This window comes from Rathayibacter sp. AY1D9 (assembly GCF_002932395.1).
Taxonomy (GTDB): domain Bacteria; phylum Actinomycetota; class Actinomycetes; order Actinomycetales; family Microbacteriaceae; genus Rathayibacter.
The window spans coordinates 19,002-45,342 of sequence record NZ_PSVQ01000030.1 but is presented as its reverse complement, the minus strand read 5'-3'; the positions used below and the strand labels follow the sequence as shown (position 1 = coordinate 45,342).

Genomic DNA, 26,341 nt, shown 5'->3' with positions numbered 1-26,341 from the left:
GGGGAGCGCGTCGGGGGCGAGCGCGCCGCCGCAGACCGGGCAGGCGAGGGCGGGCAGCACCGTCGATCCGGGTCGGGCGGCCGGATCGAACGCGCTCACTCCGCGCCGGGCGCGCGCGCCCGCATGGCGGTGACCGCCGCGTTCAGCGTCGCGATGGTCGGCACCGCGAACAGCGCCCCGGCGAGCCCGGCCACCTCGAGCCCGGTCGCGACTCCGAGCACCACGGCGAGCGGATGCACCTTCACGGCGGTCCCGAGGATGAGCGGCTGCAGCACGTGCCCCTCGAGCAGGTGCACCAGGATCACGACGCCGACCATCACCAGCGCGGCGACGGGCCCGCTGAACAGCAGAGCGACCAGTGCGGCGAGCGCACCGGTCACGATCGCGCCGAGGATCGGGACGAACGAGCCGAGGAACACCACGATCGCGATCGGCACGACGAGCGGCAGCTGCAGCGCGAGCGCGCCGATGCCGATGCCGACGGCGTTGATCCCGGCGACGCCGAGCTGCGCGATCACGAACTGGCTGAGGGTCCGCCAGCCGGCGGCGCCGCCGCGCTCCATCGCGGGGCGCGCGCGGCGGGGGAGGAGGCGGAGGAACCAGTGCCAGATCCGGCGGCCGTCGAGGAGCAGGAAGATCAGCGAGAACAGGGTGAGGAGGGTTCCGGCGAAGACCTCGGCCAGCTGGGAGCCGACGGCGAGGGCCCCGGACGCGATCGTCGACGCCTGCGCGTCGGCCCAGTCGACCGCGCGCTGCGCCCAGTCCGAGAGCTGGACGTCCGAGAACGACAGCGGCGGGCTCCGCAGCCACGCCTCGACGCCGTCGACCGCGTCGAGAGCGCGCTGCCCCACTCCGCTGAAGCCGGAGCGCGACTGCACGATCACCAGCCCGACGAGGCCGGTCAGCAGGAGGAGCATCAGGACGATCGAGACCAGGACCGCGAGCGGGCGGGGGAGCCGCAGGCGCTCGAGCCGGTTCCGCAGCGGGGTGAGGAGCGCGGTGAGCAGCAGCGCGATCAGCACCGGCACGACGATCACGGGCAGCAGCGAGACGAGGCGCACGAGGAGGTAGAGGAGCCCGGCGACGGCGAGGAAGCGCCACGACCAGGCGGCGGCGATCCGCATCCCGGTCGAGACGTCGCCCGAGGCGTCGTCCGGCGAGTCCGAGGGGGCCGGAGCCGTGACCGCAGCCGGGGGAGCGGCGGCCGCAGGCGGACTCGCCGCCGTGCCGTGCCGCTCGTCGCGCGCTCGCCGTCCCCGCATGACCCCTCCGATCCTCTCGCAGTGTACGGCGGAGCGGCCGTCCGGGACCGGGAGGGAGCCCGGGGGCGCCCCGCCTGGAGGGATCCGGGCGCCGGATGTGCCGGCAGCGGCTCGTCCGGAGGGCGGAACGCGCCGGATCGCGCCGTCTCCGCCCCGTTCCCCGTCTCGGCCGCGGGAGGCCGGTCCGCGCCGGTAGCGTTGTGCGGGTCGATGCCGAGCGAGGAGGGCGACGGATGCTGGAGGCGGTTCTCGCGATCGCCGCGTGGTGCGCGGGCGCGGTGCTCGTCGTCAGCGGCGCCCTGAAGCTCGGCCGCACGGAGCGGTTCCGGGCGAGCCTCGAGGCGCTCGGGGTCCCCCTCCTCCTCCGGCGCCGCGGCTGGTTCGCGGCCGCCTTCCCCGTCGTCGAGATCGCGCTGGGCGCCGCGGTGGTGCTGGCGCCCGCTCCGGCGCACCGTGCCGCCCTCGTGCCGGTGGCGCTCCTCGACGCCGTGTTCCTCGTCGTCGCCGTCCGCGCGGTCCGCGCGACGGAGGACGTCGACTGCGAGTGCTTCGGCGGGCTGGGCTCGGCACGGATGACCGGACACACCGTCGCGAGGAACGCGGTGCTGCTCGCGCTCGCGGTCGCCGGGGCCCTCGGCGGGCTCGCTCCGGCCGCGCTGCTCGGCGGCGGCGGTGCCTCGGCGGCGGCGTCCGGGCTCGCCGCCGCTCTCGCCGCGGTCTCGCTCGTGCTGGTGCGCGACCGCCGTGCGGCGTCGACGGCCGCTCGCGTCCGGGCGGCCGCCCGCCTGTCCGCAGCCGACAGGGAGTCCGCGCCGGGGCGCGCGCCCGAGGGCGACCTCTCGGCCGCCGACCTCGCGTTCGTCACAGTGGCCGGCGAGCTCCTGACGCTCGAGGAGCTGTCCCGCCCGGCGACGCACCTCGTCTTCTTCTCGCCCTCGTGCGCCGCCTGCCACGCGCTCGTCGAGCGCTTCCGCTGGTGGCCCCACGGCCTGCGCCCGGGCGAGGAGCTGCTGCCCGTCCTCCTCGGCAGCCGCGAGGACTTCGCGGTGCACGCCGTCTACGGGCCGCTCGTCGACCACGCCCTCTACGATCCGGAGGGCCGCGTCGCCGCCGCCCTCGGCCGAGCGGGGACGCCGGGCCACGTGCTGCTCACGCCCGAGCGTCCGCTCGGCGACGGCTGGACCTCGGGAGCCGCGTCGATCGAGGCACGCGTGCTCCGGCCCGGATTCCTCGCCGAGCTGCAGGCGGCCGGCCCGGACCCGGCTCCGGCGGCCGGCGGCGCGGTACCGGCGGGGTGACGACGGCCGGCGGGCGGAGCGGTGCCGCCGGGCTGTCGACGACCGACCGACGGCGGCCGGGCTCAGCGGCGCTCGAACTCGCCGGACATCGAGCCGTGCACGGGGTGGGCGGGATCGTCACCCACGGCGCGGGCGGGATCGTCGATCTCCACGGCGCGGGACGGGGGCTCCTCGTCGCTCGCGTCGAGGCCGAAGCCGTCCTCGAGCAGCTCCTGGGCGATGCGGCTCGACAGGCCGCTCCTCTCGCCCGGTCCGGGGTCGCTCTCCGGGTCGACGGGGGCGGCGAACGCCTGCTCGAGTCCGGACGCCGGCATCCCGGCGTCGTCGATCGAGTCGGCTCGCCCGTCGAAGGGTCCTCGTGCAGGTCTCGGCATGCGCCCGAGCGTAGAGGACGGGCCCCCGGAGGTCGACGCTCCGTCGCGCACTGCCGGGCCGCCCGCGCGCCGGGTCAGTCGTGCAGCGACCAGGAGTGGGGAGCGACCTGGACGCCGCCGACGGTCGCCGTCTCGTCGGCGATGTTCAGCGCGAGCCGCGCGGTGCGTCCCTCCGGGCCCTCCGCCACGAGCATCACGGCGGTGTTGGAGAGGTCGACCGTGCGGGTGCTCGCGCCGACCAGCCACGGGTTCCGTCGGCGGAACGCGACGACCTCCTGGTGGGCCCGGTAGGCCTCCCCGCCCGGCCACTCGGCGGGCTCGGCCGGGAACTCCGGGCGGATCGCGTCGTCGCCGCCGATCCGCTCCTCCTTGACGCCGCGCAGGCCCCGCTCGTCGCCGGAGTAGATGCTCGGCACGCCGGCGACGAAGCCGAGGATCGCCGTGGCGTGGCCGTGGTGGCGCTCGTCGCTGACGGCGCTGGCGATCCGGGTCACGTCGTGGTTGCCGACGAAGGTCAGGGGCAGGAACTCGCGGACGAAGTCGTCGTGGCGCTTCAGGGACCAGGCCAGCTCGAAGAGGTTCGCCTCCTCGAGGGAGTTGCGGACGGCCTTCCAGAGCTCGTACTGCGTGACCGAGTCGAGCCCCGACTCCCGCACGTAGCCGGTGTAGTCGCCGTGGATGACCTCGCCGACGAACCACGCGTCGGGGAAGCGCTGCCGCACCGGGTCGATCGCCGCGTGCCAGGCCGCCGGCGCGACCGCGTACGCCGCGTCGAGCCGCCAGCCGTCGATGCCCCGCTCGAGCCAGTGCGCGAGCACGGAGGACACGTGCTCCGCGACCTCGGGGTTCCCGTTGTCGAGCTCGACCAGGGCGTCGTGCCCCTCGAACACGTCGACGCGGAGGCCGTCGACCTCCTGCGACCGCTCGCTGCGGGAGAAGCGCGCCGCCTCGGGGGAGCCCTCGCCGGCCGCGACGGCGGCACGCCACCAGGGGTGCTCCCGTCCCACGTGGTTGAAGACCCCGTCGAGCAGCACCCGGATCCCGCGCTCGCGGCACGCGGCGATCAGCGCGTCGAGGTCTGCCTCGTCGCCGAGGCGGGGATCGACCCGGAAGTGGTCGACCGTGTCGTAGCCGTGGGTGGAGGAGGCGAAGACCGGCCCCAGCAGCAGCCCGTTGCAGCCCAGCGCCAGCAGGTCGTCGAGCCAGGGGAGCAGGGCGCGGAGGCGGTGCTGCGGCTCGTCGTCCGGGCCCGGACCCTCCGAGGCGCTCGCCTCGGCGCCCGTGAAGCCGAGCGGGTAGACGTGCCACCAGATCGCCGTCGAGATCCAACCGTCCGTCTGAGCCATCGTGGCCGTCCTCTCGGCCCGCTCGGGCGCGGGCCGCCGTCACTGTAGCGAGGCGGGCTGGACCGGAGCCGCGCCCGCTCACGAGCCGGGCCGCAGGGCGGCGATCCAGGCCAGCACGGCGAGGCCCGCCCGCACGGAGGCGGGTGCCGTGACGGTGCAGACGAGCAGCGCGAGAGCCGCGCAGGCGAGCCCGGCCACCGCGCTCCTCCGCTCGCCCGCCCACCGCAGCGCCCGCACGGACGCGATCACCGCGGCGACCGCCACGGCGACGGCGGGGAGGGCCCAGAGCGGATGCACGGAGGACGCGAGCGCGAGCAGGCCCAGCGCGAGCGCGGCGAGGCCGGGCTCGTACGGCCGGCGAGCGGGAGGGTGCCGCCGGGGCGGCCGGGGGAGGGCCGCGTCGGCCGGAGCGGATGGAGGGAGGAGTGCCGTCGTCGTCATGAGCCGATCCTCGTCAGGCGGCGGACTCTGCGGAGTGGCGATCGGCGGATCGGTGGACGAGAGGCGCCGAGCGCCTCCTGTGGAGGGACCGACCGGCGCGATCGGCGTCGTTCCGGGCGTCTCGAGGCCGGAATCGCCGGAGATCCGGGGCGGGGCTGGTAGGTTACCGACGGTCCGACCGGTTGAGGACGTCCGTCCCCGGCCGAGGACGATCCATCGAAACCAGCTGTTCCGACAGCGAGAACGTCCTGGGAGGACACTCCATGGCTGACAAGTCGCTCAACCGCACCGAGCTCGTCGCGAAGATCGCCGCCGACTCCGGCCAGAGCCAGGCCGCCGTCAACGGCGTCCTCGACTCGCTCTTCACCACCCTCGCCGACTCCGTGTCGAACGACGTGAAGGTCACCATCCCCGGCTGGATCGCCGTCGAGCGCACCTCCCGCGCCGCGCGCACCGGCCGCAACCCGCAGACCGGCGAGACCATCCAGATCGCCGCCGGCCACTCGGTCAAGGTCTCCGCGGGCACCAAGCTCAAGGCCGCCGCGAAGTAGTCGCGCCCTCCGACACGGCCCCGGCACTGCGCCGGGGCCGTCGTCGTCCGCGGACGCGGCTGCCGATCAGCCGCGGAACGTAGGCTGGACCGGTGAATCGAACCGTCCGGATCGTCGGCCCTGCGCTCGTGCTCGTCGCCGCAGCGCTCGTCGCCCTCCTCGCGGCCCTGGCCTTCGGCGGGGGAGCCGCGGCTCCGCTGCTGAACGATCCCGGCCCCGTGGTCCGCTACGGCCTCCCGATCGCCAAGCTGGCCGTCAATCTCGGCGCCGCGGGGATGATCGGCTCGCTCGTGCTGACGCTGTTCGCGCTGAGCCCCCGCGCCGCTGCCGCCCGCGACGCCCGATCCTCGTCCCGCGCCTCGACCGCTCACGCCTCCTCGCGCGCCGGTCAGTCCTCCTCGCGCGCCGGTCAGTCCTCCTCGCGCGGCGGCCAGTCCTCCTCCCGCGCCGGATCGACGCGCACCGCGGTCGCCCCCGCGAGCCCCGCGCCCGCCGAGGCCGCGCCCGAGCCGCGCACCGAGTTCTCGATCGCCCTCGACGTCGCCGCCGCCAGCGCCGCCTTCTTCGCCGCGGCCAGCGCGGTGACCGGGTTCCTCACCTTCCTCAACGTCACGCAGACGCCCCTGAGCCTCGACCGCGACTTCGGCACCAAGCTCAGCTACTTCATCGGCAGCATCGAGGTCGGCCAGGCCTGGCTCATCACGACGCTGCTCGCGGCCGTCGTCACCGTCCTCTGCTTCGCCGTCCGCAACCAGACCGCGCTCGTCTTCGTCACGGGCCTGGCCCTGCTCACGCTGCTGCCGATGGCGCAGCAGGGGCACTCGGCGGGAGCGAGCGGGCACGACGCCGCCGTCACAGCGCTGGGCCTGCACCTCGTCTTCGCGGCGATCTGGCTGGGCGGCCTCATCACCGTCATCGCCCTGCGGCCCCTGCTCGGCGGCTCCCGCCTGCTGCCCGTGATCGAGCGCTACTCCAGCCTCGCGCTCGTGAGCTTCGTCGTGGTCGCGGCGTCCGGCTACGTCAGCGCCGAGCTCCGGCTCGCCACCCTCGACAACCTGCTGACCGGCTACGGGATCCTCGTGCTGGTCAAGGTCGCGGCGCTGGTCGCGCTGGGCCTGTTCGGCGTGCTGCAGCGCCGCTATCTCATCGAGCGGATGCGGAAGGCCGGCGGTGTCGGCGGCCGCAGCTTCTGGTGGCTGGTCGGCGCCGAGATCGCCTTCATGGGGATCGCCTCCGGAGTCGCCGCGGCGCTCGCGCGCACCGCGACCCCGGTCGACCAGATCGCCGCCAGCCAGCTCACGGATCCGACCCCGGCTCAGCTGCTGACGGGCGAGCCCCTGCCGCCGCCCGCGAGCGCGATGAACTTCCTCACGCTCTGGAACATCGACCTGGTCTGGCTCCTGGTCTGCTCCTTCGCCATCGCGTTCTACGTCGCCGGAGTGGTGCGCCTGCACCGCCGGGGTGACCGCTGGCCCCTGCACCGCACGATCCTCTGGATCGCGGGCATGCTCCTCCTGGCCTACATCACGAACGGCGGGGTGAACGCATACGAGAAGTACCTGTTCAGCGCCCACATGCTCTCGCACATGGTCCTCACCATGGCGGTGCCGCTGCTGCTCGTCCCGGCGGCACCGGTCACGCTCATCGCCCGCGCCGCCGCCCGCCGCACCGACGGCTCCCGCGGTGCCCGCGAGTGGGTGCTGCTCGCCGTGCACTCGCGCTTCGCCACCGCGATCTCGCACCCGATCGTCGCCGCGCTGCTGTTCGTCGGGTCGCTCTGGGGCTTCTACTACTCCCCGCTGTTCCGCTGGGCCACCACGGACCACATCGGCCACGAGTGGATGATCGTCCACTTCCTGATCACCGGCTACCTCTTCGTCAGCGTCCTGATCGGAGTGGACCCGAGCGTGCACCGCGTGCCCTACGCGATGCGCCTCCTGCTGCTGCTGGGCACCATGGCGTTCCACGCCTTCTTCGGCCTCGCACTGATGACGGGGGAGGGGCTGCTCCTCGCCGACTGGTACGGAGCGATGGGCTGGGGCACCTCCGCGCTCGCCGATCAGCAGGCGGCCGGCGGCATCGCGTGGAGCATCGGCGAGATCCCCACCCTCGCGCTCGCGATCGTCGTCGCGATGATGTGGAGCCGCTCCGACGCCCGCGAGACCAAGCGCCGCGACCGCCAGGCCGACCGCACCGGAGAGGCCGAGCTCACGGCCTACAACGACCGCCTGGCCGCCCTCCAGAAGCGCGGCTGATCCGCGCCGGGCCCCGGGGTCCCGGCGGCCCGCGGGTACAGTGGAGCGGTGACTCAGCCGACCCTCTCCGACGAGCAGCAGCGGGTCTTCGACCTCATCGAGAACACGCGCGAGCACCTGTTCGTCACGGGTCGCGCGGGCACGGGCAAGTCCACCCTGCTCAACCACCTGAGCTGGAACACCGACAAGCAGATCGTCATCTGCGCCCCCACCGGCGTCGCGGCGCTGAACGTCGGCGGCCAGACCATCCACTCGCTCTTCCGACTGCCGATCGGCGTCATCGCCGACTCCGACCTCGACCAGCCGCCCGAGCTGCGCAAGCTCCTCAACACCATCGACACGCTCGTCATCGACGAGATCTCCATGGTCAACGCCGACCTGCTCGACGGGATCGACCGCAGCCTCCGGCAGGCGCGGCAGCGCCGCTCCGAGCCGTTCGGGGGCGTGCAGGTCGTCCTCTTCGGCGACCCGTTCCAGCTCGCACCCGTGCCCGGCGATCCGGAGGAGCGCGCCTACTTCGCCGACCGCTACCGCTCGCTGTGGTTCTTCGACGCCCTCGTCTGGCAGGAGGCGCCGCTGCGGATCGTCGAGCTCGGCCGGATCCACCGGCAGAGCGACGAGCGCTTCAAGTGGATGCTCAACGCGGTCCGCTTCGGCATGGTGACGAAGGAGATCGCCGACGTGCTGAACGCGGCGGGCGCGCGGACGCCTCCGGCCGACGACGCGATCACGCTCGCGACCCGCAACGACACGGTCAACCGCATCAACCAGGCGGCGCTCGCGCGGCTGAAGGGCCCGCTGAAGACCGCGTCGGCCGAGATCAGCGGCGACTTCGGCGGGCGCGCCTATCCGGCGGACCAGAACCTCGAGCTCAAGATCGGCGCGCACGTGATGTTCCTGCGCAACGACTCCGAGCAGCGCTGGGTGAACGGCACGATCGGCCGTGTGACGAAGGTCGCGGGAACGGTGTGGGTCGAGGTGGACGGCGAGGTCCACGAGGTCGAGCCCGCGACCTGGGAGCGCTACCGCTACTCCTACTCCGCCGCGACGAAGAAGCTCACCCGCGAGATCGTCGCCGAGTTCGCACAGTTCCCGCTCCGCCTGGCGTGGGCGGTCACGATCCACAAGTCGCAGGGCAAGACCTACGACTCCGCCGTGGTCGACCTCGGGCAGCGCGCCTTCGCCCCCGGGCAGACCTACGTGGCGCTCAGCCGCATCACGAGCCTCGAGGGGCTCTACCTGACGCGGCCGCTCCGGCCGAGCGACATCATCGTCGACAAGGACGTGCTGCGCTTCATGTCCGAACGGCGAGCCGAGCCGGCCGCCGTCGCGGAGGCGTCCGCGGACTGACGCCCCGCGGAGGACGTGGGAGCAGGGGCCTCAGGCCGCCGCGCAGGTCCGGGCGAGATCGCGGAACAGCTCCGTCGTCAGCCGGTACGCCTCCGCGACCTCCGCGATGACCCGCTCGCGCTCCTCCTCGTCCCAGCCCGCGGCGTCGAGCTGCTCGCGATAGGTGGCGCGGAAGGCCGACGGTGCGGCGATCTCGCCGAAGAGGAAGAAGCCGACGCCGTTGGTCTCGAAGCCGAACCGCCGCTGCAGCAGCCCGCGGACGATCGCGCAGCCGGAGAGGTCGCCGAGGTAGCGCGTGTAGTGGTGGGCGACGAAGCCGCCGCTCCAGCCCGAGGCCACGGTGCGGATCCGGTCGACGTAGGCGCTGGTCGAGGGCAGCGGGCGGATGCGCTCCCGCCAGTCCTCGCCGACGAGGAAGCGCAGGTCCTCCGCGATCGCGGGGAGCCGGGTGAGCTTGGCCGAGAGGAAGGGCTCCGCGACGGGATCGCCGGCCATGTCCTCCGCCACGGCCTCGAGGGCCTCGTAGACGAAGTAGTGCTGCGAGATGAGCGCGATGTAGTCGTCGCGGCTGCCGGAGCCGGTCATCAGCGAGGTCATGAAGGCGGCGCCCTCGTCGTCCGCGCCGGACTGCCCGATGCGCAGGCGCAGGGCCTCGGAGAACGGGATGACGTTCGACACGGTGGCCTCCCTCGGCGACTGAGGTCTGCCTTACCTTAGCCGAGCGGGGCCGCCGGGACCAGAGGGCGTCAGTGCCCGTGTCCGCGGTCGACGACGGAGTGCATCATCCCGCCCATGTCGCCCGAGCCGCCCGAGGAGGCGGCCATGGCGGGGGTGGCGAGGGCGGAGACGGTGAGCGCGCCGGCCAGGAGTCCGACGAGAGCTCGCGACGGCGAGACGGCCTTCTCCTCGACGCGCGGAGAGCGGAGCGAGACGGCCACCACGGCGACCGCGATCAGCTGGAGGGCCGCGGCGGCCAGCGCGGGGAGGGGCTCGGCGAGTGCGCCGAGGGCCAGAGCGAGGGCGAACGCCGCCAGGGAGGCGACCGCGACGACCAGCGCGGAGCGCGGCACGACGATCCGGCCGCGCGCCAGGACGAGGACCGCCCAGAGGATCTCGACGGCACCGAGCACTCCGATCACCGGGGCCTGCACGCCCTCGCCGCCGGCGGCGAGCGAGAGATGGACGAGCCCGGCGCCGAGTCCGGCGAAAGCGGCGTTGCAGCGGGCCACGGTGGTCATGGCGGCTCCTTCGCTGGATCGGGGAAGAAGAGGAGGCCCCGGATCGACACACCGCATCGTGTCGTCCGGGGCCGTTCAGTCCGTCCGCCGCGGAAAACGGCGGGCCCACGGCGGACGGAGTAGAGGGGGGCGGCGGGTGCCGCCCGGGTCAGGCGGTCGCGGCGGTGCGCGTCCTCGCCGTCTTCTCGGTGCCGAGTCCGACTCCCAGGAGCACCAGCGCGCTGGCCAGGTGCAGGAAGTGGTCGGCGGTGTTCAGCGCCAGCACGTTCAGGGCGGTGTCGACCAGGAAGAAGCCGACGATGCCGAGCAGCAGGTACACCGCTCCGACGGTCACGTTGACGGTCTTCGCCGCGGCGACGGTCGACAGGCCCGCGATCAGCAGCGCGCCTCCGATGAGCAGGTGGGCGATGTTGTGCAGCGGGTTCACCTCGAAGATGCCGAGCAGGAGCCCGCCTTCGGTCGAGAGGAACTGCACGCCTCCGGTCACGACGAAGCCGAGGAGCCCGACGACGACGTAGACGGCTCCGAAGAGAGTCGCCAGCAGTCGATTGGGGGATCTGCGCATGGTCTCTTACCTCCTTCGAGCAGCGCCTCTGCGCTGTACTCCCTCTCTTCGTAACCCGGCGCCTGCCGGTTTGGGAACGGGGTGGACTCCGCCGGTCACGGTCAGGACACGAATCGCGATCGCGCGCTCAGCGGCCCTCTCCGGCCCGACGGAGCCCCCGTACAGTGGTGCCGTTCGCAGACGACGGGGGAGTCGCACGGCATGGGATCTCGCAGACGGACGCGGACGGGGCTGCTCGTCGTCCCGGTCCTCGTGCTCGCACTGGCCGGCTGCACGCCCGCCGCCGCCTCGCGCGTGGCGGAGGCGCCCGCGCAGGCGGCGTCGGAGGAGCTCGCTTCCGCCCTGTCGGGGTTCCTCGACGAGACGGTCGGCGTCGCCGGCGCGACCGGAGCGGTCGCCGGGGTCTGGTCGCCGTGGGGCGGCAGCTGGGAGGGCGCGGTCGGCTGGGAGTCGGACGAGCGCACCACCGCCCTCACCACCGACGCGCACCTGCGGCTCGGCACCGGCGGCACCGAGGCGATGACCTGCGACGTGGTCCTCGCCCTCGCCGACTCCGGCCGGGTCGACCTCGACGCCGACGTCGGCGAGACGCTGCGCTCCCTGCCCGGCATCGACGGGCTCACCCTGCGCGAGCTCTGCGCGCACACCTCCGGCCTGGCCGACTTCCGCTCGGCGCTCTGGCCGACCGTGCTCCAGAACCCCCCGCGGCAGTGGCCGACGCTCGAGCTGCTCGCCGCGGCCCAGGTGCGCGGTGCCTCGGCCGAGCCCGGAGCGGCGTGGTCCGACTCCGCCACCGGTCCGCTGCTCGCCGGCATCGTCGCCGCGCAGGTGACCGGTCGGAGCATCGGGGAGCTCTACGACCAGTACGTGGTGCCGCGGTACGGGCTGCGGAGCACGGAGCTGCCCGGCGCCTCCGAGGTCGACCTGCCCGCTCCGTCCCCCCGCGGCTATGCGGTCGCGCTCGACCCGGCGACCGGGGAGAAGCGCTGCGACGTGCGCCTCGACGTCACCGCCGCGTCCCCGTCCGCCCTCGGCGCCGCCGGCGGAGCACTGACCGATCTGGAGGACCTCCGGCGGCTGGCGACGGGTCTCGCGGCCGATCCCGCGGACGACGCCATGTGGCGGGACCCGGTCGTCCAGGGCCAGGGCCGCGCCGACTACCTCCGCGCCGGGCTCGGCGGGCACGAGGCGGGACCCCTCCGCGGCTTCTCGGGCCTCGCGCCCGGCTTCGTCACCGCGGCGTACTCCGACCCGGTCTCGGGCCTGACCGTGGCCGTCTCGATCAACAGCTCGACGCCCGGCGGGGACTTCGCCGCGACGGTCGCCCGCACCCTGGCCGCCATCGCGGTCGAGCAGGGAGCCGCGGCGGGAGCCGAGGGCCTGCCCCAGCTCCCGTGGACGGCCGACGGCGAGCGCGGCGCCGTGCAGGGGACCCCGACGCGCTGCTGATCCGGCGGCGCCCTACTCTGGTGCCATGCCGATCACTCCCGACACCAAGGACTGGACCTGGGTCCTCGAGCGCCCGTGCCTCGAATGCGGTTTCGACGCCTCGCTCGTCGACGCCGACGAGGTCGCCGAGCTCATCCGCGAGAACGCCGCCGCCTGGCCCTACGTGCTCGACCGCGACGACGCGGCGGGCCGGCCCGACGACGAGACCTGGTCGCCGCTCGAGTACGCCGCGCACGTGCGTGACGTGCACCGCATCTACCGCACCCGTGTGCAGCTGATGCTCGCCGGCGACGACCCGCTCTACCCCAACTGGGACCAGGACGTCACCGCCGTGGAGGAGCGCTACGACCAGCAGGACCCCGCGACGGTCGGCCGCGAGCTGGTCGAGGCGGCTGAGCGCATCGCCGAGGTGTTCGACTCCGTCGCCGGTGCCCAGTGGCAGCGCCGAGGCCGCCGCAGCGACGGCGCGGCGTTCACGGTCGACACGATCGCCCGCTACTACCTGCACGACGTCCAGCACCACCTGCACGACGTGCAGGGCTGAGCTCAGGTGTCGATGAGCTGGGGATTGAGGAACGAGAGCGTCCGCGCGTAGGCGAGCGCCGCGGAGGCGGGGCTGACCGCGTCGCGCAGGTTGCCGTTCGCGAAGTGACGCTGCGTGTCCGGGTAGGTGTGCGCCGTGACCGGCGTCCCCGACTCCTTCAGCCGCCCGACGAACGACTCCGGGTCGTCGCCCGCGGGCCACTCGTCGCTCTGCGCGTAGTGCAGGAGGGTGGGGCACGGGACCAGCACGTGCTCCTCCCCACCGAGGGTGGCGTAGTACGCGACCACCGCGTCCACGAGCCCGGTGCCCGCGGCGAGCAGCCCGAGGCGGCCGCCGAAGCCGAAGCCGATGACGGCGCTGCGCGGCGCCCCGGCCGCGACTCCGGTGCCGACCGCCTCGGCGACGGCGGCGAGGGTGCGGTCCTGCGCGGCCATCGCGGCGAGGTCGCGCGCGTCCTCCGGGGCGAGCGTGGCCCAGCCGTCGTAGAGGTCGGGCACGAGCACGTGGTAGCCGTGCTTCGCCACGGCCTCGGCGAACGGCTCCAGCCACGGCAGGCGCCCGAACACGTCGTGCAGCACGACCACCACGGGCCGGCCGGGGTGCCCGTACTCGAGGGCGACGCCCGGCGACGGGATCTGGACGAGCTCTGTCACCCCTCCACCCTGCCCTCTGCGTCCCGCGATCCCGCGCGCTGCCGCGGATCCGCCCGGCGTGTCGCGTCGAAACGCCGCGCGGGCGCCTCACCGCTCCGCGCGGCCGTGCGGCTTCAGCGGCAGGACGACCTGCTCGCGCAAGTGCTCGTAGACGACCGAGGTGCGCACGTCGGCGACCTCGCGGCGCTGCGTCAGCTCGTCGATGACGAAGGCGTAGAGGTCCTGGTTGTCGCGGACGGCGACGTGGATGATGAAGTCCTCCGAGCCGGAGGTGACGAACACGCCGACCGTCTCGTCGAGGCCGGCGACCCAGTCGCGGAAGGCCTCGATGATCTCGCGCGACGGCGGACGGATGCGGACCGCGATCAGCGCCTGCACGCCGCGCCCGAGGGCCGCGAAGTCGAGAGTGAGCGTCGCGCCGGTGATCACGCCGCGGCGCCGGAGGCTCCTCGTGCGGTCGAGGGCGGTGGTCGGCGAGACGTGCACGGCGGCTGCGAGGTCACGGTTCGTGATCCGTGCCTCCGACTGCAGGACCTGCAGGATCCGGACGTCGAGTTCGTCGAGTGCCGCTCCTGGGCCGTTCTGCTGGTCGTTCATACGGAGATCCTGCCGAAGGGGAGCCCTCCTGCCTACTGTTCGTGACGTCACTGCGCACGAACCGAGGAGCATCATGACCATCCCCGCCCCCGACGCCGTCGGCTTCCACCCCGACGAGATCGACACCGCCGCGCCCACCCGCTCGGCCCGCCTCAAGTGGGTGGTCGTCGTCGACGAGTCCCTCCCCGCTGGCCGCGCCGTGAACGCCGCGATCTGCGTGGGCGCCGCGACGGCCGCGCACGTCGCGGGGCTGCTCGGACCGAGCCCCGCCGACGCGTCCGGATCGCTGCATCCCGGTCTGCCGTGGGCCGGCTGCACGGTCCTCGCCGCCGACGCGGCGACCCTGCTCGCGATCCGCGCGAAGGCCGAGGCGCACGACGGGACGTTCGTCGCCGACATGCCCGCGTCGGCGCAGGCCACCCGGGTGTACGACGAGTACCGGGAGGCGGTGGCGGCGAGCGGCTCCGACGAGCTGCAGTACCTCGCGGTCAGCCTGGTGGGGCCGAGGAACCGGATCGACAGGATCGTCGGGCGGCTGCCGCTGCTGGGCTGACGGACACCGCGGGGCTGCCGGACGCCGCTGCAGCGCCGGAGGAGGAGCCGCTCGCATCGGGCCGGAGGATCGGCCGCAGACGAGGGGAGGAGGAGAGCGAGTGACGGGAATCGAACCCGCGCCATCTGCTTGGGAAGCAGAAGTTCTACCATTGAACTACACTCGCGCGGCGCCGCTCGGGCGCACCAGGACATCGTAGCAAGGCCCGGAGCCGGCCCACGCCCCGGGGTCGCACCACGCCCTAGGATCGCAGCGTGCTCCTCTCCGACCGCGACATCTCGCTCGAACTCGCCTCCGGCCGCGTGGGGCTCGCCCCGCACGATCCGTCGATGCTGCAGCCGTCGTCCGTCGATGTGCGCCTCGACCGCTTCTTCCGGCTGTTCGACAACCACCGCTACCCGTACATCGATCCGGCCGAGGACCAACCCGAGCTGACCCGCCTGGTCGAGACGCCGCAGGGCGAGCCGTTCATCCTCCACCCGGGAGAGTTCGTGCTCGGCTCGACCTACGAGGAGGTGTCGCTGCCGGACGACATCGCGGCGCGCCTCGAGGGCAAGAGCTCGCTCGGACGGCTCGGACTGCTGACCCACTCGACCGCCGGGTTCATCGATCCGGGCTTCACCGGCCACGTCACCCTCGAGCTCAGCAACGTCGCGACGCTCCCCATCACGCTCTGGCCGGGGATGAAGATCGGCCAGATGTGCTTCTTCCGCCTCAGCTCGCCCGCCGAGAAGCCCTACGGCTCGGCGGAGTACAGCTCGCGGTACCAGGGCCAGCGCGGTCCGACCGCGTCGCGGTCGGCGCTCAACTTCCACCGCACGGACGTCTACACCGACTGACTCCGGCGCAGGGATCAGGGCGCGGGGGTCAGCCCAGCAGGCGGGGGAGCTGCAGCACGAGCCAGGGGGAGAACGCCCAGGGGGTCGAGCGGACGGCGGCGAGCGTCGCCTCGGCGTCGACCCACTCGTAGTCCATGACCTCGTCGAGGCGCGGATCGAGGGCGTCGCGGCTCGACAGCGTCGCCGTGTAGACGGGGCAGATCTCGTTCTCGACGACGCCGGACGCGTCGACCGCGCGGTAGCGGAAGTCCGGCAGGGCGACCTCCAGCGTGGCCAGCCGGGCGCCGAGCTCGCGCTCGGCCCGGCGGACGACGGCGTCCTCGATCCGCTCGCCCGGGGCGGGGTGCCCGCAGAAGGAGTTGGTCCAGACGCCCGGCCAGGTGCGCTTCTCGAGTGCGCGGCGGGTCACCAGAAGCGCGCCGTCCGGGGAGAAGACGTGGCAGGAGAACGCGAGGTGCAGGGGAGTGGCCGTGTCGTGCACGGTCGCCTTGTCGGCGACCCCCACGGCGTTCCCGGCCTCGTCGAGGAGGACCACCTGCTCGATCCGGTCCGTCTGCACAGTGGCGGCTGGCGAAGTCATACCCGCAAGTCAAGCACGCCGCAACACATCAGCCGGCTTATCGTCCTGGTTCTCCCCTTTGTTAGCCTTCCCACGTGGATACGCGCGACCCCGTGGTTCTGTCCCGGTTGAGGCAGGAGCACGTCGATGCCGTCCTGGACAGGTTCTTCTCGTTGGCGAGGTCCCGGGCGGTGCGTCTCGGACCCCGCTACCTGACCCTGTGGCAGACGCTGGAGGCCAACACCCGCGGCGGCAAGCGCTTCCGCCCGCTGATGGTGATCTCCGCGTACGAGGCCCACGGCGGCCAGGATCCGGAGGCCGCTGCCCATCTCGGCGCGGCGTTCGAGCTGCTGCACACCGCGCTGATCGTGCACGACGACGTGATCGACCGCGACTTCGTGCGCCGCGGCGGCCCGAACGTCTCGGGCAGCTACCGCGACGAGGCGACGACCGCGGGCCTCTCCATCCCGATCGCCGAGCACCGCGGGACCTCGGTGGCCGTGATCGCCGGGGACCTCGCCCTCACCGGCGCCCACCGCCTCGTCGAGGGCGTCGGCGCCTCCGACGGCGTGCGGGCCCGCCTGCTCACCCTGCTCGACGAGGCCGTCTTCGCCTCCGCCGCGGGCGAGCTGGCCGATGTGGACTTCTCCCTCATGCCGGGCATGCCCTCGGTCGACGAGGTGCTCGAGATGGAGCGCCTCAAGACGGCCGTCTACTCGTTCGAGGCGCCGCTGCAGGCCGGAGCGATCCTCGCGGGGGCCTCGGACGCCGCGGTGGACGCGCTCGGCGAGTTCGGCCGCTGGATCGGCATCGCCTATCAGATCGTCGACGACCTGCTCGGGGTCTTCGGCTCGGAGGGGCAGACCGGCAAGACCACGCTGGGCGACCTCCGCGAGGGCAAGCGCACCGTCCTCATCGCCCACGCGGCCGGCACGGACTGCTGGCCCGACATCGAGGCGCTGATCGGCGACGAGCACCTCGCGCCCGAGACCGCGGAGAAGGTGCGCGGCATCCTCGAGGAGTGCGGCGCCCGCAGCTACGCCGAGGGGCTCGCGAACCAGTTCGCCGATCGCGCCTGGGCGGCTCTGGAGACGCCCGCGGTGTCGGAGGCCTTCCGCAACGAGGTCCGCCCGCTCGTGGCCAGCGTGGTCGGGCGCACCCGATGAGCGCTGTCCGCCACGCGCGGATGCGCGCGACGATGCGCTCCGCCCGGCCGAGCCCCCGTACGGTGGCACGATGAGCCGCCAGAGCGAACTGTACGACCGCGTCGCGCACGAGTCGTCCGCGCAGGTGATCCGCCGCTACTCCACCTCCTTCGGGCTGGCCACTCGCCTGCTCGCGCCGGGCGTCCGCGAGCGGGTGGAGGACGTCTACGCCCTCGTGCGCGTCGCCGACGAGATCGTCGACGGCGTCGCCGCGGAGGCCCGTCTCGACCGGGCCGCGGTGGAGGAGTCCCTCGACGCCTTCGAGGCCGAGACCGAGCGCGCGCTCGCCTCCGGCTACAGCTCCAACCTCGTGATCCACGCCTTCGCGCGGACCGCGCGGGCGACCGGATTCGGCACCGAGCTCACCCGGCCGTTCTTCGCGTCGATGCGCGCCGACCTCCGCGAGACCGAGCACACCCCCGAGTCCTTCGAGGCCTACGTCTACGGCTCCGCCGAGGTCGTCGGGCTGATGTGCCTGCACGTGTTCCTCGCGGCGCCGGACGCGGGGCTCGTCTCCGAGGCCGCCCGCGCGCGGCTCGTGGCCGGAGCGCGCCGCCTGGGCGCCGCGTTCCAGAAGGTCAACTTCCTCCGCGATCTCGCCGCCGACGTCGACGGTCTCGGCCGCAGCTACTTCCCCGGAGTCGACCCGCGGGCGTTCTCCGAGCGCGACAAGGCCTCGCTGCTCGCCGACCTCGACGACGATCTCGCCGAAGCCGCCGCCATCGTGCCCGAGCTCCCGCGCTCGAGCCGGCGCGCGGTCCTGCTCGCCCACTCCCTCTTCGCCGCCCTGGCCGACCGGATCCGCGCGACGCCCGCCGAGGAGCTCCTCCGCGCCCGCGTCAGCGTGCCCACGGCCGCCAAGGCGGCGCTCGCGGCGAAGGCGGCCGTGTCGACGCTGGGCCCGCGCCTGGGCCCCGGCCCCGTCCGCGCGACCCGCTCGAGGACCGGCCCGCACCGCGCCGTCGTCATCGGCGGGGGGATCGGCGGACTCGCCTCCGCCGCGCTGCTCGCGCGCGACGGCTACGACGTGACCCTCCTGGAGGCGCGCGAGGCCGTCGGCGGCCGCGCCGGCTCGTGGGAGCACGAGGGCTTCCGCTTCGACACCGGTCCCTCCTGGTATCTGATGCCCGAGGTGTTCGACCACTTCTTCCGCCTGATGGGCACCAGCGCCGAGGAGCGCCTCGACCTCGTCACGCTCGACCCCGGCTACCGGGTCTACAGCGAGGGCGTCGACGAGCCGATCGACGTGCTCGCCGACCTCGAGTCGAACCTCGCGCTCTTCGAGAGCATCGAGCCCGGAGCGGGCGAGCGGATGCGCGCGTACCTCGACTCCGCGCGCGACACCTACGAGATGGCCAAGCGCCGCTTCCTCTACACGAGCTTCTCGTCCTTCCTCCCGCTGCTGCGCCGCGACGTGCTCAGCCGGACCGGGAGGCTCGGCCGCCTGCTGCTCACTCCGCTCGACACGTTCGCGGCGACGGCGGTCACCGACAACCGGCTGCGCCAGATCCTCGGCTACCCGGCCGTCTTCCTCGGCTCCTCGCCGTTCGCCGCGCCGAGCATGTACCACCTGATGAGCCACCTCGACCTCGCCGACGGCGTGCTTTACCCGATGGGCGGATTCACGAAGCTGATCGAGGCGGTCGCCGACGTCGCCGAGGAGGCCGGCGTCACCGTCCGCACGTCCTCGCCCGCGACGCGGATCCTCACCGCCCGCTCGCCCCGCGGCCGACGCCGCGGCGCCGAGGTCGTCGGAGTCGAGTTCACGGGCCCCGACGGCACGGAGCGGATCCCCGCCGACCTGGTCGTCAACGCCTCCGACCTCTTCACCACCGAGCAGTCGCTCCTCCCCGAGGAGCTGCGGACCTACCCGCCCGCCTACTGGGAGAAGCGCGAGCCCGGCCCGAGCGCCGTCCTCGTCCTCCTGGGCGTGCGCGGGGAGCTGCCCGAGCTCGAGCACCACACCCTGCTCTTCACGAAGGACTGGCGCGACAACTTCGACAAGATCTTCGGCGAGCACCCGACCGTCCCCGATCCCGCGTCGATCTACGTCTGCCGCCCGAGCGCGACCGACGCGAGCACGGCTCCGGAGGGGCACGAGAACCTGTTCGTGCTCGTGCCGATCCCGGCCGACACCTCGATCGGCCACGGCGGAGTCGACGGCGCGGGCGACGCGCGCGTCGAGGCCATCGCCGACCAGGCCATCGCGCAGATCGCGTCCTGGACCGGCGCGGCCGACCTGGCCGAGCGGATCGTCGTCCGCCGCACCATCGGCCCGGCCGACTTCGAGAGCGACCTCGGCGCCTGGCGCGGCTCGATGCTCGGACCGGCCCACGTCCTCTCGCAGAGCGCCTTCTTCCGCGCCGGGAACGTCAGCAGGCACGTCGACGGCCTGCTCTTCGCCGGCAGCTCCACGATCCCCGGCATCGGCCTGCCGATGTGCATCATCAGCGCCGAGGTCATGCTCAAGCGCGTGCGCGGCGACGTGTCGACCGAGCCGCTGCCCGTGCGGGTGGCGCCGTCCGCTCCGGTCGCGCCCGTCGCCGTGGGGGAGTAGGCGTGGGGATCCTCTACCTGCTCGCGCTCCTCGTCTCGATCACCGGGATGATCGTGCTCGACCGCCGCTTCCGGCTGTTCTTCTGGGCGGACGCGCTACGCGCGGCGATCGTGCTGCCCGTGGGAGTCGCGTTCTTCCTGGTCTGGGACCTCGTGGGGATCGGCCTGGGCGTCTTCTTCCGCGGAGAGACCTCCTACATGACCGGCCTCCAGATCGCGCCGGAGCTCCCGGTCGAGGAGGTCCTCTTCCTCACCCTGCTCTGCTACCTGACGATGGATGTGCACGGCTTCCTCTCGCAGCGCGTCTCCCGGCGAGCGGAGGCGCGCGCGTGACCTACCTCCTCCTCAACGCCGTGTTCCTCGCGGCGGTGCTGGTGCTGCTGCTGTTCGCGCTGCGCCGACGCGTCCTGCGCCTGCCCGCCGTCCTCGGCACCCTCGCCGTGCTGCTGGTGATGACCGCCGTGTTCGACAACATCATGATCGGAGTGGGCCTGCTGGTCGCCTACGACGACGACCTGATCTCGGGCATCCGGATCGGTGTCGCTCCGATCGAGGACTTCGCCTACGCGATCGCCGCGGCCCTCGCCCTCCCGGCGCTCTGGGTGCTCCTGCCCTCGCGTCGTCGGAGCGAGCCGTGAACCGGCTGCGCGCGCTGTTCGTCTCGAGCCGCCCGCTGAGCTGGGTCAACACCGCCTACCCGTTCGCGGCGGCGTACCTGCTGACCACCCGCGAGATCGACCTCGCCTTCGTGCTCGGCACGATCTACTTCCTCATCCCCTACAACCTCGCGATGTACGGGATCAACGACGTCTTCGACTACGAGTCCGACCTGCGGAACCCCCGCAAGGGCGGCGTCGAGGGCGCCGTGCTCGACCGGAGCGAGCACCGCGCGACGCTGATCGCGGCGGTGGCCACGAACGTGCCGTTCCTGGTGGCGCTCGTGCTGCTCGGGTCACCGGTCTCGTGGCTGGTCCTCGCGATCAGCGTCTTCGCCGTGGTCGCCTACAGTGCGCCGGGGCTCCGCTTCAAGGAGCGCCCGTTCGTCGACTCGCTGACCTCGGCGACCCACTTCGTCAGCCCGGCCGTCTACGGGATCGCCCTCGCGGGCACCGTGGTCACCGGACCTCTGGTGGCGCTGCTCGTGGCGTTCTTCCTCTGGGGGATCGCGAGCCACGCCTTCGGCGCGGTGCAGGACATCCTGGCCGACCGCGCGGGCGGCATCGGCTCGATCGCGACCGTGATCGGAGCGAAGGCGACCACGCGCTTCGCCATCGCCGCCTACGTCGCGAGCGGCCTGCTCCTGCTCCTGCTGCCCTGGCCGGGGACCCTCGCGGCGATCCTCGCGGTGCCGTACGCGGTGAGCATCTGGCCGTACCGGTCGCTCGAGGACGCCGAGGCGGAGCGGGCGAACGCGGGCTGGAAGCGCTTCCTCGCGCTGAACTTCCTGACCGGCTTCCTCGTCACGCTCCTGCTGATCGTGTTCTGGATCGCCACGGTCTGATGTGCGGCCGGCGGCGCGCGGCGAGGGGCCTCGCCAGCGTCTCCGCGGTCCGGGCCTCGTCAGTCCCGGCGGGCGGGCGGAGCGAGCCGCGGCTCCGGCACGACGGGGGAGGTGGCCGGCGGGCGGCGCACCGGCAGGAGCAGCACCAGCCCCACGGCGAGGACGAGGACGAGCCCGAGGATGCCCCAGTACTGCACGTTCGCCTCGCCGCTGCCCGAGACGGCCGCGGCGATCGAGACGGCGGCTGCGAAGGCGGCGGGCGCGAGGAACGAGGCCGCCCGCCCGGTGGTCGCGTAGAGGCCGAAGATCTCGCCCTCGCGTCCCTCCGGGATGAGGCGGGCGAGGTAGCTGCGGCTCGCCGACTGCGCCGGGCCGACGAACAGGCACAGCAGCAGGCCGAAGATCCAGAACACCGTGCGCCCCCCGTCGTGCAGGACGAAGACGGCGGTGCCGCAGACGACCAGGCCGATGAGCGAGGCGACGATCACGGCCTTGGGGCCGATGCGGTCGTCGAGCGCGCCGACCGAGATGGTCGCCACTCCGGCCACGACGTTCGCGGCGATGGCGAACAGGATCACCTCGCCGGCGTCGAAGCCGAAGGTGCCCTGCGCCAGCACGCCGCCGAAGGTGAAGACCCCGGTGAGTCCGTCGCGGAACACCGCGCTGGCGATGAGGAAGGCCACGGTGCTGCGGCTCTCGCGCCAGAGGGCGGCGACCTGCGCGAAGAGCGCGCGGTAGGAGGCGATCACCCCGACGCGCTCCGCCCGGCTCGCGCGCGCCGGCGTCTCCGGCACCGCGACCAGCACCGGGAGGGCGAAGACGGCGAACCACACGCCGGCGACCAGGATCGAGACGCGCACGTCGAGGCCGTCGTCACCCGTCACTCCGAAGAGCCCGACCTCGGGCGAGATGAAGCCGAAGTACACGAGCAGCAGCAGGACGATCCCGCCCACGTAGCCCATGCCCCAGCCGAAGCCGGAGACGCGGCCGATGGTCGCCCGGGTCGAGACCTGGAGGAGCATCGCGTTGTAGTTGACGCTCGCGAACTCGAAGAAGACCGTGCCGACCGCGAGCAGTCCGAGTCCCAGCCAGAGGAGGGCCGGGTCGGGGCGCACGAGGAACATCAGCAGGATGCAGAGGACGACGACGGAGGAGTGGATCCCCAGCCAGAGCCGGCGGCGCCCGCCGAGGTCGGCCCGGCGGCCGGTGATCGGCGCGATGACGGCGACGACCACGCCGGCGGCGGCGAGGGACCAGCCGAGCGCGGCCGAGACTCCGCTCGAAGTGCCGAAGAGCCCGTCGGTGGTCAGGTAGACGGTGAAGACGAAGGTGGTCACCACCGCGTTGAAGGCCGAGCCGCCCCAGTCCCACAGGCCCCAGGCGAGGACGGGCCAGCGGCCGGTGCGCGTCGTCATGGGCCCACCGTAGGGGGAGGAGGTGAACGGCCGGAAGCGGCGGGACCCGTGAGTCTGAGAGTTGAGCCGATGCGACTCAACTTCTCGCGTCCGGACTTGACGCGAGACGACGGATGCGTAAACTTGAGCGTGCGGGGCTCAACTCCCGCAGAGGATTCCGCACCACCCGTCAACTGACCGGCAGCCGCCCGCGCGACGCCGATCGCGAAGGAGAACAACGCATATGTCCCGTGCCGTAGGCATCGACCTGGGAACCACCAACTCTGTCGTGGCCGTCCTCGAGGGAGGCGAGCCCACCGTCATCGCCAACGCCGAGGGCTTCCGCACCACGCCGTCCGTCGTGGCGTTCACCAAGGACGGGGAGGTGCTCGTCGGCGAGACCGCGAAGCGCCAGGCCGTCACCAACGTCGACCGCACCATCGCGTCGGTCAAGCGCCACATGGGCACCGACTGGACCTTCGGCGTGGAGGACAAGAAGTACACCCCGCAGGAGATCTCGGCCCGCATCCTGGGCAAGCTCAAGCGCGACGCGGAGCAGTACCTGGGCGACAAGGTGACCGACGCGGTCATCACCGTCCCGGCCTACTTCAACGACGCCGAGCGCCAGGCGACCAAGGACGCCGGCGAGATCGCCGGCCTCAACGTCCTGCGCATCATCAACGAGCCCACCGCGGCCGCGCTGGCCTACGGCCTCGACAAGGGCAAGGAGGACGAGCTCATCCTCGTCTTCGACCTCGGCGGCGGAACGTTCGACGTCTCCCTCCTCGAGGTGGGCAAGGACGACGACTTCTCGACCATCCAGGTCCGCGCGACCTCGGGCGACAACCGCCTCGGCGGCGACGACTGGGACCAGCGCGTCGTCGACCACCTGGTCAAGCGCTTCAAGGACTCGACCGGCGTCGACGTCTCGAAGGACAAGATCGCTCGCCAGCGCCTCAAGGAGGCCGCGGAGCAGGCGAAGAAGGAGCTCTCCTCGAGCACCTCGACCAGCATCCAGCTGCCCTACCTCTCGCTCACCGAGAACGGCCCGGCGAACCTCGACGAGACGCTCACCCGCGCCAAGTTCGAGGAGCTCACCAGCGACCTGATCGAGCGCACCCGCAAGCCCTTTACCGACGTCATCGCCGAGGCGGGCGTCAAGGTCGAGGACATCGCTCACGTGGTCCTCGTCGGCGGCTCGACCCGCATGCCGGCCGTGGCCGAGCTCGTCAAGAAGCTCACCGGCGGCAAGGAGCCCAACAAGGGCGTCAACCCGGACGAGGTCGTCGCCGTCGGCGCCGCGCTGCAGGCCGGCGTCCTCAAGGGCGAGCGCAAGGACGTCCTCCTGATCGACGTGACCCCGCTCTCGCTGGGCATCGAGACCAAGGGCGGGATCATGACCAAGCTGATCGAGCGCAACACCGCGATCCCGACCAAGAGGTCCGAGACCTTCACCACGGCCGACGACAACCAGCCGTCCGTCGCGATCCAGGTCTTCCAGGGCGAGCGCGAATTCACCCGCGACAACAAGAACCTGGGCACGTTCGAGCTGACCGGCATCGCGCCGGCCCCGCGCGGCATCCCGCAGGTCGAGGTCACCTTCGACATCGACGCCAACGGCATCGTCCACGTGTCCGCGAAGGACAAGGGCACCGGCAAGGAGCAGTCGATGACGATCACGGGCGGCTCGTCGCTGCCCAAGGACGACATCGACCGCATGGTCCGCGAGGCCGAGGAGCACGCCGCCGAGGACAAGGCCCGCCGCGAGGCCGCCGAGATCCGCAACAACGCCGAGACCCTGGCGTACTCGATCGACAAGCTGATCAAGGACAACGAGGACAAGCTGCCCGAGGACGTCAAGTCCGAGGTGCAGGGAGACGTCGACGCGCTGAAGACCGCGCTCGCCGGCGACGACGACGCGGCCGTCAAGACCGCGTTCGACGCCCTCAACGCCTCGCAGACCAAGATCGGCCAGGCGATCTACTCCCAGGACCAGGCCGCGCAGAGCGCCCCCGCGGACGCTCCGGCCGACGGTGACAAGAAGGACGACGAGGACATCGTCGACGCCGAGGTCATCGACGAGGACGAGCCGAAGGACACGAAGTAGCCATGGCAGCCGAGAACGAGCCCCAGGACCTCCCCGAGGAGCAGCCGGCCACCGGCGGCGAGGCGGGAGCGGAGGCGGCGCAGGACGCCCAGGACCAGGAGGGCCTCATCGAGGCCGAGGGGCCCGACGTCGAGACCAGCCTCTCGGACGCCGACCTCTCGTTCCTCTCGGGACAGTCCAGCGCCGAGACGCTCGCAGCCGAGCACCTCGCCGACCTCCAGCGGGTGACCGCCGAGTACGCGAACTACCGCAAGCGCACCGAGGCGAACCGCCAGGTCGACAAGGAGCGGGCGATCGGCGACGCGGTGAAGGTCATCCTCCCCGTGCTCGACGACCTCGACCGCGCCGAGAAGCACGGCGACCTCGCCGAGGGCGGGCCCTTCACGGCCATCGCGCAGAAGCTGCGCGGCGGAGTGGAGAAGCTCGGCCTGGTGAAGACCGGCGCCGTGGGCGACCTGTTCGACCCGAACATCCACGAGGCGATCTTCCAGCAGCCCACGCCCGGCGCCGAGACCTCCACGGTCGCGGACGTCGTCGAGGCGGGCTACTACCTCGGAGGCTCGCTGCTGCGGGCCGCCAAGGTGGTCGTGGCAGTCCCCGCCGACTGACCCCGCCACCGGCACCACCACCGCGGAGGACCCCGCCCCGCTCGGCAGCACGCTGCCGGACCGGGGCGGGGTCCCTCGCCGCATTCGACACAGGAAGAGGCACATGGCCAGCCAGGATTGGTTCGACAAGGACTTCTACAAGGTCCTCGGCGTGTCCAAGGACGTCTCCGCCGCGGACCTGAAGAAGACCTACCGCAAGCTCGCCCGCCAGTTCCACCCCGACTCCAACCCGGGGGACGCGAAGGCCGAGGCGCGCTTCAAGGAGATCAGCGAGGCGTACACCGTGCTCTCGGACGCCGAGCAGCGCAAGGAGTACGACCAGATCCGCGCCATGGGCGGCGGAGCGCGCTTCACCGCGGGCGGCCAGCCCGGAGGGTTCGACGACGTCTTCGGCGGCATGTTCGGCCAGGGCGGGCGTACCTCCTACAGCACCCAGCAGGGCCCGCCGCCCGGCTTCGAGGACATCCTCGGCGGCATGTTCGGCGGCGGAGGCAGCCGTTTCGACCAGCCCAGCGGCGGCTACCGCGGCTTCGGCGGCCCGCAGAAGGGCGCCGACGTCACCGCCAGCACCACCATCGACTTCCGCACCGCGACCCGGGGTGACACCGTCCAGCTGCAGACCGGCGACGGGCGCACCCTCTCGGTGCGCATCCCGGCCGGCGTGGCCGACGACCAGAAGATCCGCGTCCGCGGCAAGGGCCGCCCCAGCCCGGACGGCGGCGATCCCGGCGACCTGGTGCTCACCGTCTCGGTCCGCAAGCATCCGGTGTTCGAGCGCGACGGGCTGAACCTGCGCGTGACGGTCCCCGTGACCTTCGTCGAGGCCGTCTTCGGCGCGACGATCGAGGTGCCGACCCTCGGCGGCGAGCCCGTCAGGCTCCGGGTCGCCGCAGGCACCCCGAGCGGCCGCGTCCTGCGCGTCAAGGGCCGCGGCGTCACGACCCCCAAGGGCACGGGCGACCTGCTCGCCGTCCTGCAGGTCGCCGTCCCGAGCCACCTGTCCGCCGCCGCCCGTGAGGCCCTCGAGGCCTACGCCGCCGCCGAGCCGGACGAGGACCCGCGCGAGGACATCCTGGAGAAGGCCCGCTACTAGCAC

27 protein-coding genes and 1 tRNA gene are annotated in these 26,341 nt (G+C 72.8%); 16 read left to right on the top strand and 12 right to left on the bottom strand.

Annotation, left to right across the window (positions count from 1 at the left end; all coding sequences use genetic code 11):
• Positions 1-95 precede the first annotated feature (95 nt).
• Positions 96-1,262: an AI-2E family transporter gene (locus C5C50_RS12515; protein ID WP_104226121.1), complete on the bottom strand. Its 1,167-nt coding sequence runs from the start codon at positions 1,260-1,262 to the stop codon at positions 96-98.
• A 233-nt stretch (positions 1,263-1,495) separates the two neighbouring features.
• Here C5C50_RS12515 and C5C50_RS17365 point away from each other — a divergent pair, with 233 nt between their 5' ends.
• Positions 1,496-2,560, top strand: a complete 1,065-nt coding sequence (locus C5C50_RS17365) for a MauE/DoxX family redox-associated membrane protein (protein WP_104273564.1) — start codon at positions 1,496-1,498, stop codon at positions 2,558-2,560.
• A gap of 62 nt (positions 2,561-2,622) precedes the next feature.
• Here C5C50_RS17365 and C5C50_RS17360 read toward each other — a convergent pair whose 3' ends face one another.
• From C5C50_RS17360 to C5C50_RS12495, 3 genes are all read right to left on the bottom strand, one after another.
• Positions 2,623-2,934, bottom strand: coding sequence for a hypothetical protein (locus tag C5C50_RS17360; protein WP_146076888.1), 312 nt, complete (start codon positions 2,932-2,934; stop codon positions 2,623-2,625).
• A gap of 74 nt (positions 2,935-3,008) precedes the next feature.
• Entirely contained in the window at positions 3,009-4,280 is a 1,272-nt protein-coding gene (locus C5C50_RS12500; RefSeq protein ID WP_104273563.1) for an alpha-amylase family glycosyl hydrolase, read from the bottom strand.
• A 78-nt stretch (positions 4,281-4,358) separates the two neighbouring features.
• A complete protein-coding gene (locus C5C50_RS12495) occupies positions 4,359-4,721 on the bottom strand; it encodes a hypothetical protein (RefSeq protein ID WP_104222909.1) in 363 nt (120 codons plus the stop codon).
• A gap of 263 nt (positions 4,722-4,984) precedes the next feature.
• Between C5C50_RS12495 and C5C50_RS12490 the strand changes: the two genes are divergently transcribed.
• From C5C50_RS12490 to C5C50_RS12480, 3 genes are all read left to right on the top strand, one after another.
• Positions 4,985-5,272, top strand: coding sequence for an HU family DNA-binding protein (locus tag C5C50_RS12490; protein WP_056037903.1), 288 nt, complete (start codon positions 4,985-4,987; stop codon positions 5,270-5,272).
• A 92-nt stretch (positions 5,273-5,364) separates the two neighbouring features.
• Positions 5,365-7,527, top strand: a complete 2,163-nt coding sequence (locus tag C5C50_RS12485) for a bifunctional copper resistance protein CopD/cytochrome c oxidase assembly protein (protein WP_258067749.1) — start codon at positions 5,365-5,367, stop codon at positions 7,525-7,527.
• A gap of 48 nt (positions 7,528-7,575) precedes the next feature.
• Entirely contained in the window at positions 7,576-8,877 is a 1,302-nt protein-coding gene (locus tag C5C50_RS12480; protein ID WP_104222908.1) for an ATP-dependent RecD-like DNA helicase, read from the top strand.
• A 30-nt stretch (positions 8,878-8,907) separates the two neighbouring features.
• Here C5C50_RS12480 and C5C50_RS12475 read toward each other — a convergent pair whose 3' ends face one another.
• The 3 genes from C5C50_RS12475 to C5C50_RS12465 all read right to left on the bottom strand — a co-directional run bounded on the left by C5C50_RS12475 (position 8,908) and on the right by C5C50_RS12465 (position 10,680).
• Entirely contained in the window at positions 8,908-9,555 is a 648-nt protein-coding gene (locus tag C5C50_RS12475) for a heme oxygenase (biliverdin-producing) (protein ID WP_104226125.1), read from the bottom strand.
• Positions 9,556-9,623: 68 nt separating this feature from the next.
• Entirely contained in the window at positions 9,624-10,115 is a 492-nt protein-coding gene (locus C5C50_RS12470; RefSeq protein ID WP_104246936.1) for a hypothetical protein, read from the bottom strand.
• 148 nt (positions 10,116-10,263) lie between these two features.
• The gene (locus C5C50_RS12465) at positions 10,264-10,680 is read right to left on the bottom strand and encodes a DUF4383 domain-containing protein (protein WP_104246935.1); all 417 of its coding nucleotides are present in this window, start codon (positions 10,678-10,680) and stop codon (positions 10,264-10,266) included.
• A gap of 201 nt (positions 10,681-10,881) precedes the next feature.
• On the opposite strand from C5C50_RS12465, the gene C5C50_RS12460 reads away from it, so the two are divergent.
• Both C5C50_RS12460 and C5C50_RS12455 read left to right on the top strand, forming a co-directional pair.
• Entirely contained in the window at positions 10,882-12,129 is a 1,248-nt protein-coding gene (locus C5C50_RS12460) for a serine hydrolase (RefSeq protein ID WP_104233075.1), read from the top strand.
• A 25-nt stretch (positions 12,130-12,154) separates the two neighbouring features.
• Positions 12,155-12,673 (top strand): DinB family protein, encoded by a 519-nt coding sequence (locus C5C50_RS12455; protein ID WP_104222903.1) that lies wholly within the window; start codon positions 12,155-12,157, stop codon positions 12,671-12,673.
• Positions 12,674-12,675: 2 nt separating this feature from the next.
• Here C5C50_RS12455 and C5C50_RS12450 read toward each other — a convergent pair whose 3' ends face one another.
• Together C5C50_RS12450 and C5C50_RS12445 are read right to left on the bottom strand one after the other, a co-directional pair.
• Positions 12,676-13,326 carry a dienelactone hydrolase family protein gene (locus C5C50_RS12450; protein WP_104233076.1) on the bottom strand — a complete coding sequence of 217 codons (651 nt, stop codon included), beginning with the start codon at positions 13,324-13,326 and terminating at the stop codon, positions 12,676-12,678.
• An 87-nt stretch (positions 13,327-13,413) separates the two neighbouring features.
• Positions 13,414-13,923, bottom strand: a complete 510-nt coding sequence (locus C5C50_RS12445) for an Lrp/AsnC family transcriptional regulator (protein ID WP_104273562.1) — start codon at positions 13,921-13,923, stop codon at positions 13,414-13,416.
• Between the two features lie 73 nt (positions 13,924-13,996).
• Between C5C50_RS12445 and C5C50_RS12440 the strand changes: the two genes are divergently transcribed.
• Positions 13,997-14,476 (top strand): DUF2000 domain-containing protein, encoded by a 480-nt coding sequence (locus tag C5C50_RS12440; protein WP_104222899.1) that lies wholly within the window; start codon positions 13,997-13,999, stop codon positions 14,474-14,476.
• 95 nt (positions 14,477-14,571) lie between these two features.
• Here C5C50_RS12440 and C5C50_RS12435 read toward each other — a convergent pair.
• Positions 14,572-14,642 (bottom strand) — tRNA-Gly (locus C5C50_RS12435).
• 88 nt (positions 14,643-14,730) lie between these two features.
• Between C5C50_RS12435 and dcd the strand changes: the two genes are divergently transcribed.
• Complete coding sequence (gene dcd, locus C5C50_RS12430) at positions 14,731-15,315, top strand: dCTP deaminase (protein WP_104222898.1); 585 nt, start codon at positions 14,731-14,733, stop codon at positions 15,313-15,315.
• 28 nt (positions 15,316-15,343) lie between these two features.
• Here dcd and idi read toward each other — a convergent pair whose 3' ends face one another.
• Complete coding sequence (gene idi, locus C5C50_RS12425; protein ID WP_104222897.1) at positions 15,344-15,895, bottom strand: isopentenyl-diphosphate Delta-isomerase; 552 nt, start codon at positions 15,893-15,895, stop codon at positions 15,344-15,346.
• Between the two features lie 170 nt (positions 15,896-16,065).
• Here idi and C5C50_RS12420 point away from each other — a divergent pair, with 170 nt between their 5' ends.
• The 5 genes from C5C50_RS12420 (at position 16,066) to C5C50_RS12405 (ending at position 21,136) form a co-directional block, all read left to right on the top strand.
• Positions 16,066-17,040, top strand: coding sequence for a polyprenyl synthetase family protein (locus tag C5C50_RS12420; RefSeq protein ID WP_244229492.1), 975 nt, complete (start codon positions 16,066-16,068; stop codon positions 17,038-17,040).
• 70 nt (positions 17,041-17,110) lie between these two features.
• On the top strand, positions 17,111-19,636 hold the full coding sequence (gene crtI, locus C5C50_RS12415; RefSeq protein WP_104273561.1) for a phytoene desaturase family protein: 2,526 nt from the start codon (positions 17,111-17,113) through the stop codon (positions 19,634-19,636).
• Positions 19,637-19,638: 2 nt separating this feature from the next.
• The gene (locus C5C50_RS12410; protein WP_104246929.1) at positions 19,639-19,968 is read left to right on the top strand and encodes a lycopene cyclase domain-containing protein; all 330 of its coding nucleotides are present in this window, start codon (positions 19,639-19,641) and stop codon (positions 19,966-19,968) included.
• Positions 19,965-20,273, top strand: coding sequence for a lycopene cyclase domain-containing protein (locus C5C50_RS17040; RefSeq protein WP_181133931.1), 309 nt, complete (start codon positions 19,965-19,967; stop codon positions 20,271-20,273). Before C5C50_RS12410 ends, C5C50_RS17040 begins: the two co-directional genes overlap by 4 nt.
• A complete protein-coding gene (locus tag C5C50_RS12405) occupies positions 20,270-21,136 on the top strand; it encodes a prenyltransferase (RefSeq protein WP_181133930.1) in 867 nt (288 codons plus the stop codon). Before C5C50_RS17040 ends, C5C50_RS12405 begins: the two co-directional genes overlap by 4 nt.
• 59 nt (positions 21,137-21,195) lie before the next feature.
• Here the strand turns inward: C5C50_RS12405 and C5C50_RS12400 are convergent, their stop codons facing one another.
• Complete coding sequence (locus tag C5C50_RS12400) at positions 21,196-22,551, bottom strand: MFS transporter (protein ID WP_104273559.1); 1,356 nt, start codon at positions 22,549-22,551, stop codon at positions 21,196-21,198.
• Positions 22,552-22,774: 223 nt separating this feature from the next.
• Between C5C50_RS12400 and dnaK the strand changes: the two genes are divergently transcribed.
• The 3 genes from dnaK (at position 22,775) to C5C50_RS12385 (ending at position 26,338) form a co-directional block, all read left to right on the top strand.
• Positions 22,775-24,637: a molecular chaperone DnaK gene (gene dnaK / locus C5C50_RS12395; protein WP_104222890.1), complete on the top strand. Its 1,863-nt coding sequence runs from the start codon at positions 22,775-22,777 to the stop codon at positions 24,635-24,637.
• Between the two features lie 2 nt (positions 24,638-24,639).
• Positions 24,640-25,245, top strand: coding sequence for a nucleotide exchange factor GrpE (locus tag C5C50_RS12390; protein ID WP_104222889.1), 606 nt, complete (start codon positions 24,640-24,642; stop codon positions 25,243-25,245).
• 103 nt (positions 25,246-25,348) lie between these two features.
• Complete coding sequence (locus tag C5C50_RS12385; RefSeq protein ID WP_104273558.1) at positions 25,349-26,338, top strand: DnaJ C-terminal domain-containing protein; 990 nt, start codon at positions 25,349-25,351, stop codon at positions 26,336-26,338.
• Positions 26,339-26,341 lie beyond the last annotated feature (3 nt).

Bases quoted from the DNA above. Each gene is read 5' to 3' on its own strand.
- C5C50_RS12385 (WP_104273558.1), top strand. From the start codon at position 25,349: ATGGCCAGCCAGGATTGGTTCGACAAGGACTTCTACAAGGTCCTCGGC.
- idi (WP_104222897.1), bottom strand. From the start codon at position 15,895: ATGACTTCGCCAGCCGCCACTGTGCAGACGGACCGGATCGAGCAGGTG.
- C5C50_RS12445 (WP_104273562.1), bottom strand. From the start codon at position 13,923: ATGAACGACCAGCAGAACGGCCCAGGAGCGGCACTCGACGAACTCGAC.
- C5C50_RS12455 (WP_104222903.1), top strand. From the start codon at position 12,155: ATGCCGATCACTCCCGACACCAAGGACTGGACCTGGGTCCTCGAGCGC.
- C5C50_RS12470 (WP_104246936.1), bottom strand. From the start codon at position 10,115: ATGACCACCGTGGCCCGCTGCAACGCCGCTTTCGCCGGACTCGGCGCC.
- C5C50_RS12390 (WP_104222889.1), top strand. From the start codon at position 24,640: ATGGCAGCCGAGAACGAGCCCCAGGACCTCCCCGAGGAGCAGCCGGCC.
- dnaK (WP_104222890.1), top strand. From the start codon at position 22,775: ATGTCCCGTGCCGTAGGCATCGACCTGGGAACCACCAACTCTGTCGTG.
- C5C50_RS12460 (WP_104233075.1), top strand. From the start codon at position 10,882: ATGGGATCTCGCAGACGGACGCGGACGGGGCTGCTCGTCGTCCCGGTC.
- C5C50_RS12440 (WP_104222899.1), top strand. From the start codon at position 13,997: ATGACCATCCCCGCCCCCGACGCCGTCGGCTTCCACCCCGACGAGATC.
- C5C50_RS12465 (WP_104246935.1), bottom strand. From the start codon at position 10,680: ATGCGCAGATCCCCCAATCGACTGCTGGCGACTCTCTTCGGAGCCGTC.
- C5C50_RS12500 (WP_104273563.1), bottom strand. From the start codon at position 4,280: ATGGCTCAGACGGACGGTTGGATCTCGACGGCGATCTGGTGGCACGTC.
- C5C50_RS12515 (WP_104226121.1), bottom strand. From the start codon at position 1,262: ATGCGGGGACGGCGAGCGCGCGACGAGCGGCACGGCACGGCGGCGAGT.
- C5C50_RS17365 (WP_104273564.1), top strand. From the start codon at position 1,496: ATGCTGGAGGCGGTTCTCGCGATCGCCGCGTGGTGCGCGGGCGCGGTG.
- C5C50_RS12495 (WP_104222909.1), bottom strand. From the start codon at position 4,721: ATGACGACGACGGCACTCCTCCCTCCATCCGCTCCGGCCGACGCGGCC.
- C5C50_RS12490 (WP_056037903.1), top strand. From the start codon at position 4,985: ATGGCTGACAAGTCGCTCAACCGCACCGAGCTCGTCGCGAAGATCGCC.
- C5C50_RS12400 (WP_104273559.1), bottom strand. From the start codon at position 22,551: ATGACGACGCGCACCGGCCGCTGGCCCGTCCTCGCCTGGGGCCTGTGG.
- C5C50_RS17360 (WP_146076888.1), bottom strand. From the start codon at position 2,934: ATGCCGAGACCTGCACGAGGACCCTTCGACGGGCGAGCCGACTCGATC.
- crtI (WP_104273561.1), top strand. From the start codon at position 17,111: ATGAGCCGCCAGAGCGAACTGTACGACCGCGTCGCGCACGAGTCGTCC.